Here is a 16,221-nt window from a genome sequence, read left to right as displayed (position 1 = left end):
GGGAGTCAGGGAACGTAGCGAGCGTGGCCCGTGACTCCGTAGGCGGCCATCATGACGCGCCAGTACTGGACTGATTCCTGGTTGTTCGTGACGGTTTCGACGCCTCGCATCTCTGTGTTCCGCGGGTCGTTGAGGGCGGCTGCGTACTTCTTCAGCTCGTCGCGGTCCGACCGGTAGAGGAAGTCCTTCTTCCCCGACTCGTGGTTCTCGCGGAGTTCTTCGAGGGAGCGGTAGCAGCGCTGGTCCGGCTTGTTGACTTACTTGGCCTCGATCGCCATGCCGTCGCTGTCGCGGAATCCGTCCACCATCAGGGTGTTGTTCACGCGGAGCCCGGCGGGGATGTGCACTTCGTACTCGGGATAGCCGGCCACGCGCTTCTGGTAGGCGACCTCGGCCGGCCTGCCGCCCGAGACGTCCCCCCGGCGCAGGGAGTTCAGCCAGGTCTGGAAGTTCTTTCGAGCTCCGGGCGTGAGCTGCGGGAAGCGCGGGTCAGGTGGAGTGGCCGGTGGTATCGGCTGGACACGTGGGCCGTTGGCCGGGCGGTAGGCCACCGGGACCAGGGTCGGGATACGGATGAGAGGAGCCAGGAACGGGGGCAGCCCGGGCACGGGGCTGTCGTTGTCCGGCCGCGGCATCTTCACCCGGGCCTTGGAGCTGTCCAAGGCGGGCGGGATGTTCCCGAGAGCGTTGATCCGCATGTCGTTCGCGACAAGTTCGTGCAGGCCGCCGTCATGGCCGTCCCCTCCGAACCGCGGCTGCTCCCACGGCCAGAGGACCTCGCCGGTGGGGGACGTCTCCTCGTACGGCAGCCGTTGCTTGGCAGTCTCTATGTGATCGGCGTAGGCGTCGCAGGCGTTGGCGATCATCCGGCAGGCAGTCGGCAGGTTCGCCATGAGGGTCTCGTCCTCACTCACCGAACTGGGCGGCGGGTTCCTGCCGACGAACTTCCTGAAGAACTCCTCGACCGCATCGGCGGTCTGACCCGCCTCGTCGAGGGTTGCGCGCTTCCACGCGGTCTCGGAGTCCCAGTACGCGTCGTCGAGGATCTTGGCTGCGCTCCGCCAGGTCAGAGCCACGGCACGGAGCTTGCCCGGTTGCCCGAGGAAGCGCTCGTTGAAGAGGTACTGGTCAACTCCGCTGGTCTCGCCAACAACCTCGGGGAGATCTTCGCCGTTGTGGCTCGCGCGCGGGGTGCAGTCGGGGCCCGACGGCTGTGCACCGATTCCTGGGCCTTGAGGGCTTTGCCCCAGGAGCTCCTCTGCGATCTTGCTTTCCGCCTTCAGGAACTCCTCGGCGGACTTGAGCAGCGCACCCGCACCGTTGGCCATCACGCGATGAGCGAACCCGGCCTGCTCGAAGACGGTCTTCACGGCTTCCCTGTACACGGTGGCAAAGGCCCGGCCCGCCTCGTCGTCGCCGGCCATGCCACCGTTCTCGCTGAGTTCCGTGGAGAGCAGGCTCAGCATGTTGAAGACCAGGTCACGCAACTCCACCAGGGACCATGACGCGTTGACGAAGTTCTCCGTCTGATGCCGAAGATTCAACGTCCCCCCGCAGCGCCGCCGTTAGATGCCACTTGGATCGTACACGTTTGCGAACGCGGCCCGCGTGGGGAGTGGGTGACGTGTGCAGCGGATCACGGGCCATCGCTCAGAGATCCAGCAGCGCAATCTGGCCGGTCATCAGGACGTCGTGATTCGCGAAGAGCGCGTCGAGGTCGAAGCGCCGGTTGATGTGTGCGGCCCACTTCGCGTACGGCAGGTCCGTGTGCGCCTTGACGATGCGGGCGCGGCTCGCCTGGGTGAGGATCCAACGGGCCTGGTCACCACCGCTCGTACGGCCACCGAGGTCGCGCGCCAGCCGCCACAGCGAGTCACCGTCGTCCTCTTCGCCTACGACGGTGACCAGCCCGATGTCTCCCAGTCCGCGTTCGTCGCTGGACTGGGTGGTATAGGCGATGGTGAGGTCTTCGAGAAGAAATACGGTCACGCGGCTGGTCGCGGTCAGCACGGTGAGCGGCACGGGGGAGTCCGTTCTGGGATGAGGGAGGGGGAGCGGGCGGGCCGGCCTGGGGGGAGGCAGGCCCACCCGCGTGGGAGGGAGAGGCTCAGCAGCAGGGACCGTCGCCGCAGCAGGCAGGCGGATTGCAGTCCGCGGCCGTACCCCACAGCCGCTCGTCTACGGCGAAGCCCGCCGCCCGGATCTTCCTGACGACGTCGGTCATCAGCCCACGCGTACGGGTCTTGCTGTTCGGCCGGTGATGCAGGAAGTAACCGAACTGCTCCTGACACCAGTTGGCGTACCAGTCGGTGTGCAGGATGAGCGTGTGCCAGCCGGGGTCGACCTGCTGGGACGGGGCCATGGCGGCGCCCGAGCGGGTGGTGCCCATGACGTGGACCAGGGCGAGCGCCTGATCGAGGACCCGGTCGGCGACGCACCGTTCGAAGCCGTATTCGTCGGCGCAGAACGCGGCGAGTATGTCGAACTCGGCGTCGGGGAGGAGGGATCGGCCGGTGCGGGTCTCGGCGGCGACGGTGGTCATCGAGTGACCTCCTTCGCGCTCGCGCGACGGCTGGGCGGGGTCGGGCCAGGTGGCCTTTCCGGTGGGGTTGTGCAGAGCACGTCTTCACCTCACTGTTGGGGGACCTTCGGGTAGCCCTCTCCCCGAGTGCTGGATGCCTGTCGAGTGCTCGGGGGAGAGGGATCTTGCGTCCGCCGCCTGACCTCTGCTGAAGCAGAGGCGGGAATGCGTGATCTCGGACTCAGGCCACGGCCTGTTCAGCGAGTCGCGACTGCCCTGCTTCGACGAGGGCGATGATCGACCGCGGCGCGCACAAGTCGCCCTCGTACCGCGGCGGGATCACCCAGTACGTGCCGGGCGGCTGCTGTCGGTCGAGCCGCGGAACTCCCAAGTAGGTGCCGTGGGCGAGACAGGTTGCGACGTCCTCGTACGCCCAGACAAGACCGGCATGCCCCTGGATCAAGGCGTAGTACGTCCCGCCTGCGACGCGGCGGTCATAGATGATCGAGCCGCCCAGTAACTCCCCCAGAATGACGGCCACGTCATCGAGATGGTCCGTCCCAACGGCTGCATGGATCACGTCGGACGCCATGCGCACCGCCGCGAACCGTTCACCGAGGGGTAGGAGCGCGACGCCATGCATCGTCCACTCCGTCCGAGCCTGATTCGGCATCGGATGTGCCCGTACGAGCCACTCCGCAATGGCTCTGTCCAGTGCCTCTTGTGTATCCACAGGCCTGCCCCTGTCGTCGTCGGCGGTCAGGTACGGCACCTAGATTCGACGATCGACGTGCTCCATTCGAGGACTTTCAAAGGCCTCCAAAGGGACTTGGAAGGGACCTTATTGAGGCACTAGAGGTGAAAGATGACTCCAGAGGGGACTTCCTGTGCGATGGTTGAAGCAGTCGTTCGCCCCGCAGGAGGTGTCGCTTGCCTCGACCCACAGGAAACATCCGGCTCAAGGCCGCCCGCGTAGCCGCCGGCTTCAACTCCCAGCAGGACTTGGCCGATGCCCTGACGAAGACAGCACGGCAAATGGGCATTCGTGGCCTATCCGTTGGAGTGCGACAGGTTCGGCGCTGGGAGTCGGAAAAGCCTCCTTGGCCGCAGCCGGACTGCCAGCGAGCGCTCGTACACCTGCTGGGCCAGAGCCTGGAGGCGCTTGGTTTCACGCCTCCCTGGGGCTCGGACGGACGGATCCCCGACCACACCCGACGCACACTGGTCGCGGGCGGGACGACCTCCCTCGGACTGGCAGTGGTACCCGGTCGAGCCGCCGGGGCACCGCAACCGGCAACTGCCGGAACGGACTTCGAAGCTGTGACCCGTTCCCATCGTCGGCTCTACTGGTCCGTCGCGCCGACCAACCTGCACCCCGCTGTCATAGCGCACGCGACGCTGGGCTGCGCGCTGCTCCCGGAGACGACGGACTCCACGCGCCGCACGATCGCGGCCGCGCTGGGGGAGACGTACCTCCTCGCAGGTCGTATCGAATTCTTCGATCTACGCGAGCCGAGCACAGCCAACGACACCCTCCTCCTGGCCCTTCAGGCAGCAGGCGAAGCTGATGACGCACTACTCGGTTCGGCCGTCATCGCGCACATGGCTTTCGTCCCTGGCTGGGTCGGCGACCGCGACGCGGCTCTCGAGCGAATGATCGCGGCCCGCACCTACGCCCGCCGTGCTCCCGCCTCGGCGGAGTTCCTGGCGTGGCTGGACGCCGTGGAAGCCGAATGCGAAACGCGATGCGGTAGCACCCGCACGGCACTGCACTTGATTGGGCATGCCGAGGACGTGCTCACGGCCGGTAACGAGCATCCCTCGCCGGAGTGGATGGACTGGTTCTCCCCGGCCCGACTCGCAGCGTTCAAGGGGAACACGCAGATGATCGCGGGCCATCTTCTTCAGGCCCGCGAGACCCTACAAGGTGCCCTGGAGACGATGTCGCCCAGCGAGGACAAGCAACGCAGTGTCGTGTACGGCGACCTGGCCGCCGTCGAGGCAGCAGCCGGAAACCCGGAGCAGTCCTGCGAGTATGCGAGCCAAGCCCTCGATCAACTGGCCATCACCTGGTACGCGACCGGCATGGACCGCGTACGCGAAGTTCGCCGAGCGCTCACCCCTCACCAGCATGAGCGCTGCGTCCGAGACCTCGACGACCGTCTCTACGACTGGTCGACCACCCTCAGCGTTCTGAGCCGTTGAACTCGCGGATCCGATCGGGGAGTTCAATCAAGCTGTCGACGCGGAACGTGGGGAGCTCCTTGGCTTCGGGGCTGTTCCACTGAATCGTGGCCCACGGTCCACGACGCACGAGGGCGGTGTGCATCCCGGCCTGGACGGCGGGGCGGATGTCGTTGTCGCACCGATCACCGACGTAGAGGATCTCGTTGTCCTCGAACGGCACCGCCTCACCGACCCGCTTGAAGAACTCGGGATCGGGCTTGCTGGCACCCCAGTCGTCCGAGGTGCCGATCAGGTCGACGTCTTTGGCGAAGAGCGACCGCAAGATTCGTCCCGCCCTGACGGTCTGGTTGCCCGCGATGCCGAGCCAGACCCCGTCGGCCCGGAGCTGGGCGAGGGCCGGACGCACATCCGCGTACAGATCCTTTTCCCCGAACGTCTCCGGCTGCCCGCCCGCCGCCCGCTTCTCGCGCTCTTCGTAGAGGTCGAACCCCGGCCGGAACTCCTGGAAGGTCTCGCGGTAGTCCCGCCCCTGTGCGATGACGGCTCCGAACATCGCGTGGAAGGTGTGCCGTGGCACACCCATCCAGTCGGCCCAAGTCCCGTACTCACGGGTCTCGTCCACGAGGCACTCACCGACATCGAAGACCACTGCGCGAATCATGGAGGCAGGGTAGCCAGGGTGCAATGTGGAAACTACCGGTAGGCGGGCACGGGGCAATCCAAGCAGCGGGAGGATCGGGGAGCGCTGCTTGAGGCGGTGGCGCTTCTTGCGAACTCAGAGAAGCCACCGCTGTCGTTGCGGTACACGAGGCCAATGCCGTGTTCAGTGAGCAGGTCACGGAGATCCTCCCGGGGGAGCTCAGGTGCGAGCACCATGAGGTGGAGGGGCTGTTCGTGTGTGAGGCTTCTCAAATTGCGCCGTGCAAGCAGGAGTTGGGCAAGAGCTTGAGTGATCGACTCGCTTGCTGCGCTGCCCGTCGGCTCGTAAACAGTGTTGTTCGTCTTGTTGTAGAGGTCGAATATGAGCCGAGTTGTCGAGTTGCGCATCGATAACTCCAGTTGGCCAATCGTTTCCCCTGCAGCGACCTCACGCTCCTCGAAGGTATCCGCCAGATCATCGCGGGTAGCTCCTACCTGGTCGACGTCGGATTGCGGTTGGCGTTGACGCTGCTGACGTCGAGTTGCCCGGGCGAAGCGGCCTGCTGTTCGGTTGAACCGAGACCGGGCTTCGGGTGCCGGTTGAAGAGTGTCGGAAGCTTCTCGGATGTAAGCACCAATGGGGCGCAGTCGGAAGACAATGACATTGCGGTCTTGGCCTAGTTCGTCTTTAGCCTCTCGTATCTCGAACGGCTTACGCTCGTCAACCTTGAACTTTCCTATATATCTATGCGTTCGTGTTTCGCTTCCTGGAACCTTGCCCACGGCGATAAACAAATGCAGGGTGCGTCCCTTTTGGGCATGTTCCAGGATGGCAGCATTTCCGCCCTCTAAGAGCTGGTTGCCTTGCTTTCCGGCCCCGGTGTAGGTGAAAACGGGGCCTAGGTCGTCGTCCTCGGCGAGCCATCCGTCACGGTATCCGTAACGCTTACCAATCTTGCTGTCGGAGAAAATGAGGACGTTCCGTTTCTCCTTTGCTGGACATATGCCGGCGTAGCCGCTGCCGCCGAGTGCGGGGTGGATCTCTGCACGCGTGAGGGTGTCGCCGGGTTGGAACCCGGATGTGGGCGTCGTCATGAGTCGAGGTTAATGGCTTCAATGCTCACGCAGTGAGGCGAGTGGCGTAAGTCGTAGGGGGCGTTGTGGCGGCGCCAGGCTCAGGCGAGGATGGTGTGATGAGTGAGGCGACGGGGACGGTCATCGCGGGTGTTATCGCTTTCGCATCCGCAGTCATCGGGGCTGTGATTGCCGGTAGGTACGCCAAGCGCGGAGCCGAGGCCGGCGGGCGTAAGGCAGTTGAGGCAGCGCTAGCGCAGGTACATGGCCAGGCGGCAGCGGAGCACTGGCAGTGGGTGCGCAGTCAGCGGCATCAATCCTTTGGCGCCCTCTTTGCGGCTTATGCCGCACTCGATGATGTGCTCGCACGCATCGCGCCCGAGGTGCGAAACGGGGTTGGGCCTGATGAGGCGGCGGGGCGTGAGTTGCGAGAGCGCGCACTCGAATTGCAGGCCAAAACTAGCCAATTGGCACTGTGGGGGCCAAGCGAGGCAAACGTGTTGGCCTACTCGCTGACGGGGAAGTCCGTGGCGGCGGTGAGCTCCTTGCTACAGGTGGAGAACGTGAGTTCTGCGGGCTTGAGCGCAGCTTGGTCCAACTTCGGCCTGGCTAGAGAAGAGATGGCGCAGGCCCATGCCGTCTTCCTTCAAAGAGCCGGAGAAATCGTCCGTGATCCGCGGCAGCCGATCAGCTAATGGCTACGTGTGGGTTGAGGTAGGGCGGGTTTCGATGTAGCGCTCACTGGGTCAACTCGCCGTGATCGTCGCATACGTCCACACATCAGCCGGTAGCTCATGCTCCAGTCGCCACGTGATCGCCATCGGTTTGCTGCCCGTGTGGTCGTCATAGGCTGCGGGGCCCAGGAGCATCCACGGTTGGGACTTGCCGATGTCTGTGTTCTTGTAGCGGCGCATGAACAGGAGGACGTGGCTGCCCTGGTGCTTGTGGTTCTGGTAGCGCAGACCTGTCGGTGAGTTGGCGGCAGTCGCGTTCTGGGATTCCCAGTGGAAGAGCGTCGGGCTCAGGGCGTAGTCCTTGTACCGGACGGTGGGGGAGAAGTCCTTCTCGTTTTTCTCCAAGGTGATGAGGAGAGCATCGGTCTGGATCTCTTCGACCCACTGGACGCCCTGAGCGAAGGACCTAGGCATCTGACCGCCGAAGCGCGCTACGCCGAGAGCAGCAAGGATTTCGGAGCGGTTGTACGAGCTGTGGACCTTCAGGGGGATGTGGCCGTGGCTGTCCGGGAGGGTGAGAGGGAAGTGGTCCGCCTGCTCCACGACATAGGACAGCACCTGACGGAGTTCATCGCGGAACACCCCTTGAGCGCGGAGGGAATCGAGGCCTTCCTCGTAGCTGGCGAAGCCACCCGCGTTGTCCCACAGGTTGAAGAACAGCATGCGGGCGTACGCCTGGTCGGTTGAACCCAGGGAGTCATAGGGCGGAGCGTCGTCGGAGAGGAGGCGGAGGTAGGCCTCGGCTCGGTCAGGGTCGTCGACGTGGAGGAAGGCGTGGACGCGCTTGAGGAGGGCCGCTTCTTCCGAGGGCGTGGGGTCCTTGACCAGGCCTGCCCTCCGGAGGACGGACGTCCACGAGTTGTCGCTCTTGTACAGCTCCTTGATTTCACGACGGCTTTCGTGGAGGTAGTCAGCCAGGCGGTGCGTGCTGTATGCCCTGACCTCGTTGACCAAAGTCTTGATCGTGGCGCCCAGTTGGGTGCGGATGTTGTCGAGTACGAGGTCCTTGGACTTGCCTTCCAGGATGATCTGGCATCCGGAGGGGAGCTGCGGGAAATCGTGCTCGATGTGATCGACGAGCCGGTTGCGGGAGAGGTTCGTCAGGGCCCGGAACTGCTCCTCGAAGCGGAACTCCGCCCTGTGCTGGCCGATGAAGTCGAGGACGGTGAGTACCGGCTTCGTCTCCGTGCGGCGTAGCCCCCGGCCGAGCTGCTGGAGAAAGATCGTGGCGCTGTTGGTGGGGCGCAGAAGCAGCAGCGTGTCGACGTCGGGGATGTCCAGGCCCTCGTTGAACAGGTCGACGGAGAAGATGACTTGGAGCTTGCCGTCGCGCAGGTCTGCGAGTGCCTGGGCGCGTACGGCGGACGGCGAGTCGCTGTCCAGCGCCACGGCCTGGAAGCCCGCCTTCCGGAAGAAGTCGGCCATGAAGTGAGCGTGGGACTTGGTCACGCAGAAGCCCAGGGCCCGCATGGCTCCGGGGTTGGACACCTTGTCCCGGATCTGCTTGACCACGATGCGGGCGCGGGCGTGGTCGCCTGTGTAGAGGTTCCCGAGCTCGCTGTCGGTGTAGGTTCCCTTGCTCCAGCCGAGGTTCGTCAGGTCCGTGCCGTCTGGGATTCCGAAGTAGTGGAAGGGGCAGAGGAGGTCGTTCTCCAGGGCTTCCCAGAGACGCAGCTCCGCAGCGATGCGGCCGTCGAAGAATTCGTCCTGGACGTTGAGCCCATCCATGCGCTCAGGAGTGGCGGTGAGGCCCAGCAGCTGTTTCGGCTCGAAGTGGTCGAGGACCCGTCGATAGGTGGCAGCGGTGGCGTGGTGGAACTCGTCGATGACGATGACGTCGAAGTGGTCAGGTGCCAGCTGTTCCAGGCGGCGGACGTTGAGGGACTGGACGCTTGCGAAGACGTGGTCCCAGGACTTTGGCTCCTGGCCGCCATGGAGGAATTCTCCGAAGGAGGCGTCGTCGAGGACCTCTTGGTACATGCGCAAGGACTGCCTGAGGATCTCCTTGCGGTGGGCCACGAACAGCAACCTCAACTGTCCGGTGCCCAGCGTCTTGGACAGGTTGCGGTAGTCCAAGGCCGCCATCACGGTCTTGCCGGTGCCGGTGGCTGCGACGAGGAGGTTGCGACTCCGTCCTCGGATCTCTCGCTCGACACGGAGGCGTTCGAGCATGTCCCGTTGGTGCGGGAAGGGTCGTACTTCCAAGCCTGAGAGGTTGATCTTCAGGTCGGTCGCGGATGTCGTGCCGCTTGCCTGCGCCAGGGCCTGGTCAAGGCGTTCGCCGTGGTTGTCAGGGTCGTATGCCTCAAAGGCGATGTCGTTCCAGTACGCCTCGAAGGTCGCCTCGAACTTGTTGAGTACCGCGGGCGTGGCGATGGACGACAGCCGTACGTTCCACTCCAGGCCATCGAGGAGTGCGGCCTTCGACAGGTTGGAGCTGCCCACGTACGCGGTGTCGAAGCCGCTCTTCCGGCGGAACAGCCATGCCTTCGCGTGCAGTCGTGTCGACCGGAGCTCGTAGTTGACCTTGACCTCGGCGCCGAAATCGCGGACGAGTCGGTCGAGGGCATGGCGATCAGTGGCACCGATGTAGGTCGTCGTGATGACACGGATCGGTACGCCCCGCTCCTTCGCGGCGCGCAGGGAGTCTTCCAGGACTCGGATGCCGTACCACTTCACGAAGGCGCAGAGGAGATCGATGCGGTCTGCCGTGGCCAGCTCGGCTCTCAACTCCGCGCCCAGGCTGGGATCTTCCGGGGAGTTCGTGATCAGCGAGGTTTCGGAGAGAGGCGTGAGGGGGCGGATCGCGTAGACGCCGGGCGCCTCCTGCTTGGCGAGCGCTAGCAGCTGGCGAGGGCCATCGGCGATGCTGCTGCCGATCCCGTCCAGGTCCGGGTCGGGCGCGTTTGTGGCCAGCGACTGCATGATCTGGTTGGCGGCTGCCACCTGCTTCGCATGCGGCAGCTGAGCCAACCGGCGCCCGACTGCCTCACCGATGTGCCGGGCGAGCACGATCGGTGTCGATTCTTCGCTGACCTCCGCGTCGATGGCCTTCCATCCCGCGGCTTCGAGTTGGGTCAGCTGATCGTGCAGGTCCTGCGTGACGAGCTTCTCGTAGACGCCTGGATGCTTCAGGTCCCCCGACTCAGCCACGCCCGCTCCTCTGATCCCCGGTACCGATATGGATCAGTTCTAACAGGAGTCACTGACATTCGAAGGCCTTGCGTCGAAAGGTGATCAATACTCGGAGCCAGACGGCCAGCCTGATCCGAAGAGGGGGCTGGGCGCCCCGTTTCTGTATGGGTGCCGTTGGGCCGCCCGCTTCTTTGCAGTGTCGTGCTTCCGCGGCCTGCATCAAGGGCGCTGCGCGTCGCCTTCGGCGATGGCCCTGCGGGCCACCCTTGACCCAGGCCGCTCCAGCACGGGTGAGAAGCGAGCGGGCGGCCCGGGGAGACGGGTGGCCGAGCCAAGTTTGTGGTCGGGTCGGCTGTGTTCCTGGCCGGGGCTGACGGACGCGGTCGCGCCTCGCCAGCACGCCGGGTCCGCTTAGCGGCTTGCCGCCGGTGGGTGCGGGGCCGTTACGAGCCGTGGCACTCCTGGTACGGCTGGCCCGAACCACACCAGCACGACGTCCCCCGCTGCGGCGGCCACTCCACCGCACGCCCCCGCGCCGCGAGCGTCGTCGCGTACTGGGGGAGCAGCGTCGTGTCCGCCGGAGATGACCCCTCCGACGCCGCGAACGCCTCGTACGACGGGACCGTCCCCGTCACGATTCCCAGGTTCGGTGTCCCCGAAGACGCCAGCTCCCGCAGTGACCCCTCTATCGTCGCCAGGTGCTCCTCATGCGAGGGGTACTCCTCCGCCAGCGTCGGATACGCCGCCACCAGTTCCGAGAGTTCACCCGCCGGCCAGTGCAGGACCGCCACCGGGAACGGGCGGGACAACGCCTCCCGGTATGTGCCCAACTCCGCGCGCAGACGCGAGATCTCCGCCGCCAGCTCCGCCGGGTTGTCCGAGCCGAGGGACCAGACCCGCTTCGGGTCGTGGAGTTCGTCCAGGGAGACGGGGGAGGAGTGGAGCGTGTCCGCCAGCATGTCCAACTCGTCGTGGCCCACGCCCAGCATGCGGCGGACCCGGTGGCGGCCGAACAACAGCGGATGCGTCGAGTACGGGGGCTCTGCCACGTCCGTCAGGAGCAGTTCCGCTCCCTCCGTGAATGTCTGCTGCGCCTGTTCCAGCTCGTCGTGGGCTTCCAATGACTCCGCCACGATCACCCACGGGGCCGGGTCGCGGGGGGACGCCGAGCGGATGCCCTCGATGATGGCCCGGGCCTCTGCCTCGTGGCCGTACTCCCAGAGGTTGGAGGCCTTCAGGGCTCGTACCAGGAAGGGGTTCTCCAAGCTGTCATGCGATGACAGCAGGCGGTCGTAGAGGGTGGTCGCGGCGGTGCGGTCGCCGGCCAGTTCCAGGTGGGCCGCGGCCTGCAGGAGCAGGGCCTCGGCGTCCTCGGGATACCGGTCGGCGGTCCGCTCCAGGCGTGCCGCTTCGGCGGTGTGGTCGACGTTCTCGGCAGGCGTGTCGGGGCGCATGCATGACACGGTACTGCCGGGCCGTGGCAAAGGGAGAGGTATCCCCAGGCCAGCCCGCGGATCTGTAGATCGTCGGGAGGTCCTGACTTCTCAGATCGTCCCAGAGGTGGATCAGCGGGTCAGTGCGAACGCCGCGAACAGCATGACGACCACGACGACCACGCAGAACGTGAGATGGGAGCGCGGATAGTCGTAGTCCTCGGGGGTCTCGCCCGCGTTGATCTCGGCGCTCCACCTCGTGAACAGCTTGCGGGACGGGAACATCCCGATCGTGAGGCCGATGAGGGAGAAGGCGTACATGACGAGCATGGCCGCCAGGGAGAAGCCCGCCGAACGGCCGACGGCGATCATGCCCGCCAGGCACAGAACCCAGATGAAGGGATACGCCCTCCAGAATCTCTGGACGGGGATCCAGCGCGCCATGGCGCCGCAGTGGACGACGGTGGCTGTGGCTGCCATCAGCCACAGCCACTCGGTGGCAACGGACGCGAGCATGAGCGGGGTGTCCTTCCCGGAGTCCAGAGTCCCGAGTCCTGGGGACTTGGAGTCCTGGGGTGTGGACGTCCGTTCTAGATGCTCACCCCGTCGATCTGCAACGTCTGCACCGCCTTCGCCGCGAACGGCACCGCGACCGTCTTCCCGCTCAGGTAGGTGTTGGAGTACGACGCGTACGCGTCCCCGCCCGTCGTCACCGTGTTCCAGCGCGGGACCAGGCCGCCGGAGCCGCCCGTCACCGTCGTGAACCGTGAGAGGTCGAAGGTCAGGGTCTGGGCGGAGGTGGAGGTGTTCAGGGCCACGATGACCAGGCGCTTCGCCGTCGAGTCGTAGGCTGCGACCGCGTAGCTGGAGCCGGTGTCGATGATCTTCATGCCCGGGCGGATGTGACGGGCGAACTGCGCCAACACGTAGTACTTCCTCTCGACCGCGCCGGCCTGCAAGGTGCTCGCGTCGTACTTGATCACTCCCCAGCCCGCGGTCGGGTCCATGACCTGCCAGTAGACCCAGGCCGTCGGGTGCAGCCAGCGGAAGTCGTAGAGGAGGTTGAAGGCCATGTTGTAGCCGGTGCCGTCGCTGTCGCCCGTCTCCGAGTTCCAGAGCGGCTTGCCGCCCGTCGTGACGACATCCGTGTACAGCAGGTCCCTACGGCCGCCCGAGCCCTGGTAGCCGTGGACGTTGACCCGGTTCACATACCCCTTCGTGGTCGAGCTGAAGGAGTTCCAGGTGGTGCGGGCGAGGTCGTAGCTCGTCTCGTCCGAGGCCGAGATCTTCGTCCCCGTCAGGCCGCGTGCGTCCAACTCGCTTCTCATGTACGGGAGTACGGCCGCCTGGACCGTCGAGTCCATGTGGCAGCCCTCCTGCGTGCCGGTCGCCGTCCACCAGGACGACGAGGGCTCGTTGAAGGGGTCGACCGTCGCGAAGTTCACGCCCCAGTTGTTCTTGGCGTAGAGGGCGGTCGCGGCCAGGTGCGACGCGTGCTGGCGGTAGTTCCACGTCTGGAGGTTGTTGCCGCCGCCCGCGGCCCCCGACGGGTTGTGGTTCGAACACATCCACCACATCGGGGAGTTCGCGAACAGTTCGGAGGTCGCGCCCCTCGCCGTCGCCTTCACCAGCATCGCCCGCTGGTTGGCGTCCGCCGTCCAGTCCCAGGCCGAGGACGTCGGGTCCTCGTTGTTCCAGTCCTGCCAGAAGCCCTCGATCTGCTTGAAGGCGGGGATGTTGGCCGAGGCGACCATGGACTCGCCGTCCACGGTGTTCCAGCTGCACGCGCCCAGGTTGTAGCGGGCGATGTTCATGTTGAGGCCGGGGAGCGACGTGCCGTTGTAGGACGTCGACTTGCTCGTGAAGAAGATGTCGGCGAAGTCGTCCCGGGCGCCGAACACGTTGGCCCACCAGGCCAGGGAGGTGCCCCAGCCCTCCCAAGTGCCGTACGAGGTGCCGGGGTTGACGGCGATCGTGGCGTCCGCGTGTGCGGTGCCCGTCGCCAGGGCGCTGCCGAGGAGGGAGCCTCCTGCGGCTGTCAGCAGCGTTCTGCGTCGGATCATGGCTACTCCGAACTCCGATGTGTACGGCGCCGGTTCCCTGACCCGGTGCCGAGACCTGTCCCCCTGATGGCATCCGAAGCATCGGGTGTGGCCCGTGAGGTTGTCGAGGGTTATGCAAGCCCTTTCTAAAACCAATGGAGGAAGTTCGGTATCTCGGACGCGCCTTGGGTTCCCGGCCGCCAAGACGGCTCTTGGGCTGGTGACTTGAAGCCCGCGCCCTTATCGTGCGGGCGGCCCCGGTCGAGGAGGCGTACGCATGCGGCCGCACGTCGTGCACCACGGCATCCGACGCCGCCGCGCCCTGCGCCGACGTGCGGTGTGGACCGGCGGCGAACTCCTCGTCACCGTCGGGGTCGTACTCCTGCTCCTCGTCGCCCACCAGCTGTGGTGGACCAACCGGGAGGCGAGGGAGGGCGCTAAGCGGCAGGTCGAGGCCCTGGAGCGGGAGTGGGAGCAGGATCCGCCGGAAGACTCCGATTCCGGTACGGCCTCCCCCTCACCGTCCCCGACGGAGAAGCCCGTCCGGTCCGTCGGCGCCCGACCCGCCTCCGCCGAACCACCCCGCTGGTCCCAGGCCTACGCCATCCTCACCATCCCCCGCCTCCACCTCCGCGTCCCCGTCGCCGAGGGCGTCGGCAAGCAGAACGTCCTCAACAAGGGCTACGTCGGCCACTACCCCGGCACCCAACAGCCGGGCCAGTCAGGGAACTTCGCGCTCGCCGGGCACCGGAACACCCACGGCGAGCCCTTCCGGTACATCAACCGGCTCGCGCCCGAGGACACCATCGAGGTCGAGACGAAGAGCGCGGTCTACACGTACGCCGTGGACAGGACGCTGCCGCAGACCTCGGCCCGCGACGCGACCGTGATCAGCAATATCCCGCGCTCCACGGTCCGCCCCGCCTACGGCTACACCGAACCCGGCTACTACGTCACCCTCACCACCTGCACCCCGGAGTACACGTCCAGATACCGCCTGGTGGTGTGGGGCAAGCTGGTCTCGATGCGGCCCCGCTAGCCCCTCAAAAAATCACGCCCGTTCCCGCAGCAGCACCACCGAAGCCGCCGCCACCACCGACAGCCCCGCCGACACCACCATCGCGACATCCGCACCCCGCGCCAGTCCTCCGCCGGAAGACGTCGCGAGCGCGATGGTCAGGGCTACCCCCGCGCACGACCCGATGTACCGGAACGTCTGCTGCGCCCCCGAGCCCATCGCCGCCCGCTGAGCCGGGACCGACTCCACCGCGAGCAGCGGCAGCGCGGCGTTCAGCAGGCCGCTGCCCACGCCGGCCACCACGAGGCCGGGCAGCAGCCGGACCCAGGAGCCCGCGTCGAGGGCGCCCAGCATGGACAGAACGCCCGCCGCGTGCAGAGAGAAACCCAGCGCCAGTTGCCACCGCGGCGGCACCCGCCCCGCCAGCCGCCGCGCCTGCAGGGCCACGGCGAAGGACAGCCCGGACCACAGCAGGAACAGCCACGCCGTGTCCATCGCGGACAGGCCGAGCGTCTGCTGGAGCAGTGCGGGGAGGAAGCTGAACAGGCCGATCACCGTGAGCCCCGTGAACAGCCCGCCGGAGGACGACGCGAGGAAGCGGGCGTGGCGGAGCAGGCCCAGGTCGATCATCGGGGTCCGTGAGCGTCGCTCGACGAGGACGAAGAGGCCCAGCAGGGCAGCGGAGGCCAGCAGCAACAGGCCCACCGGTGCGCGCAGCCAGCCCTCCCGGCCCAGCGTCAGTGCCGCCACCAGGGCCACCAGGGCCAGCCCGAAGGTCACCGCTCCAGCGAGGTCGGGGCGGCCGCCGCGCGGGGCGCGGGACTCCGACAGCCCCCGCACCGACAAGGCGGCCACGACCAGAGTCGCGGCGCCGAGAACGCCGTACGACACTCGCCAGTTCGGCATCGCCCCGGTGACGATCGGGCCGACCGCGATGCCGCCGCTCACGAACGCGCCCCACACTCCGGTCGCGCGCAGTCGGCCGGCCGGGGTCGGGAAGGCGTGCACGATCAGGCCGAGGCTGCTCGCGAGGAGGGCCGCGCTGGCCGCGCCCTGGGCGATGCGGACGAGCGTGAACAGCCAGGTCGTGGAGGCGAACGCGCCGAGGGCCGTGGTGATGCCCAGCGCCAGGGTGCCCGCGACGAAGACCCTGCGGCGGCCGTAGTCGTCGGCGAGGCTGCCGGCGACCAGGAGGAGGGCGGCGAGACCGAGCGGGGTGCCGTTCAGGAGCCAGGCCTGGGCGGACAGAGGGGTGTGCAGGGCGGCGGCGATGTCGGGGAGCGTGACCATCGGCGCGGTGTACGTCATCAGGGCCACGGCGGTGGCGGCGCTGGTCAGGGCGAGGGTGGCGCCGGCCGGTGCCACGGGCGCCGCCGTACTCCTCGCCTCCGTCAGGGTTCGTTCACTGAACCTAGTCATGTCCAGTACCGTAACAGGG

General features: G+C 66.6%; 13 protein-coding genes and 1 pseudogene. 3 read left to right on the top strand and 11 right to left on the bottom strand.

The genetic code is table 11. From position 1 onward, the window contains the following. Window positions 1-5: 5 nt before the first annotated feature. The 4 genes and pseudogenes from IG08_RS57100 to IG08_RS0115185 form a co-directional block, all read right to left on the bottom strand. Window positions 6-1,328, bottom strand: a pseudogene (locus tag IG08_RS57100) (restriction endonuclease fold toxin-2 domain-containing protein). 322 nt (window positions 1,329-1,650) lie between these two features. Beyond that, window positions 1,651-2,022 (bottom strand): hypothetical protein, encoded by a 372-nt coding sequence (locus tag IG08_RS0115195; RefSeq protein WP_030601360.1) that lies wholly within the window; start codon window positions 2,020-2,022, stop codon window positions 1,651-1,653. A gap of 85 nt (window positions 2,023-2,107) precedes the next feature. After that, complete coding sequence (locus tag IG08_RS0115190; protein WP_030601356.1) at window positions 2,108-2,542, bottom strand: glycine-rich domain-containing protein; 435 nt, start codon at window positions 2,540-2,542, stop codon at window positions 2,108-2,110. A gap of 220 nt (window positions 2,543-2,762) precedes the next feature. Then, window positions 2,763-3,293: a hypothetical protein gene (locus IG08_RS0115185; RefSeq protein ID WP_030601354.1), complete on the bottom strand. Its 531-nt coding sequence runs from the start codon at window positions 3,291-3,293 to the stop codon at window positions 2,763-2,765. A 158-nt stretch (window positions 3,294-3,451) separates the two neighbouring features. Between IG08_RS0115185 and IG08_RS0115180 the strand changes: the two genes are divergently transcribed. After that, on the top strand, window positions 3,452-4,726 hold the full coding sequence (locus IG08_RS0115180) for an NsdA family TPR-like regulatory protein (RefSeq protein WP_030601345.1): 1,275 nt from the start codon (window positions 3,452-3,454) through the stop codon (window positions 4,724-4,726). Here the strand turns inward: IG08_RS0115180 and IG08_RS0115175 are convergent. Further along, on the bottom strand, window positions 4,707-5,369 hold the full coding sequence (locus tag IG08_RS0115175; protein WP_030601342.1) for an HAD family hydrolase: 663 nt from the start codon (window positions 5,367-5,369) through the stop codon (window positions 4,707-4,709). The genes IG08_RS0115180 and IG08_RS0115175 overlap by 20 nt on opposite strands. Before the next feature lie 32 nt (window positions 5,370-5,401). After that, window positions 5,402-6,442, bottom strand: coding sequence for an SRA domain-containing endonuclease (locus tag IG08_RS57095; protein ID WP_078655603.1), 1,041 nt, complete (start codon window positions 6,440-6,442; stop codon window positions 5,402-5,404). Window positions 6,443-6,540: 98 nt separating this feature from the next. Between IG08_RS57095 and IG08_RS0115170 the strand changes: the two genes are divergently transcribed. Continuing rightward, window positions 6,541-7,116: a hypothetical protein gene (locus tag IG08_RS0115170; protein ID WP_030601339.1), complete on the top strand. Its 576-nt coding sequence runs from the start codon at window positions 6,541-6,543 to the stop codon at window positions 7,114-7,116. Window positions 7,117-7,167: 51 nt separating this feature from the next. On the opposite strand, the gene IG08_RS0115165 is transcribed toward IG08_RS0115170, so the two are convergent. The 4 genes from IG08_RS0115165 to IG08_RS0115150 all read right to left on the bottom strand — a co-directional run bounded on the left by IG08_RS0115165 (window position 7,168) and on the right by IG08_RS0115150 (window position 13,786). Continuing rightward, complete coding sequence (locus tag IG08_RS0115165) at window positions 7,168-10,308, bottom strand: DEAD/DEAH box helicase (protein ID WP_030601338.1); 3,141 nt, start codon at window positions 10,306-10,308, stop codon at window positions 7,168-7,170. A gap of 425 nt (window positions 10,309-10,733) precedes the next feature. After that, on the bottom strand, window positions 10,734-11,744 hold the full coding sequence (locus IG08_RS0115160) for an SEC-C domain-containing protein (RefSeq protein WP_030601336.1): 1,011 nt from the start codon (window positions 11,742-11,744) through the stop codon (window positions 10,734-10,736). A 111-nt stretch (window positions 11,745-11,855) separates the two neighbouring features. After that, complete coding sequence (locus tag IG08_RS61290) at window positions 11,856-12,239, bottom strand: hypothetical protein (protein WP_234342878.1); 384 nt, start codon at window positions 12,237-12,239, stop codon at window positions 11,856-11,858. Between the two features lie 74 nt (window positions 12,240-12,313). Beyond that, on the bottom strand, window positions 12,314-13,786 hold the full coding sequence (locus IG08_RS0115150) for a glycoside hydrolase (protein ID WP_030601332.1): 1,473 nt from the start codon (window positions 13,784-13,786) through the stop codon (window positions 12,314-12,316). Between the two features lie 256 nt (window positions 13,787-14,042). On the opposite strand from IG08_RS0115150, the gene IG08_RS0115145 reads away from it, so the two are divergent. Further along, on the top strand, window positions 14,043-14,804 hold the full coding sequence (locus IG08_RS0115145; protein ID WP_030601330.1) for a class E sortase: 762 nt from the start codon (window positions 14,043-14,045) through the stop codon (window positions 14,802-14,804). Window positions 14,805-14,816: 12 nt separating this feature from the next. Here the strand turns inward: IG08_RS0115145 and IG08_RS0115140 are convergent, their stop codons facing one another. Next, entirely contained in the window at window positions 14,817-16,202 is a 1,386-nt protein-coding gene (locus IG08_RS0115140; protein WP_030601328.1) for an MFS transporter, read from the bottom strand. Between the last annotated feature and the right edge of the window lie 19 nt (window positions 16,203-16,221).

This window comes from Streptomyces fulvoviolaceus (assembly GCF_000718165.1).
GTDB lineage: Bacteria > Actinomycetota > Actinomycetes > Streptomycetales > Streptomycetaceae > Streptomyces > Streptomyces fulvoviolaceus.
This window is presented reverse-complemented; position numbering and strand designations above follow the sequence as displayed.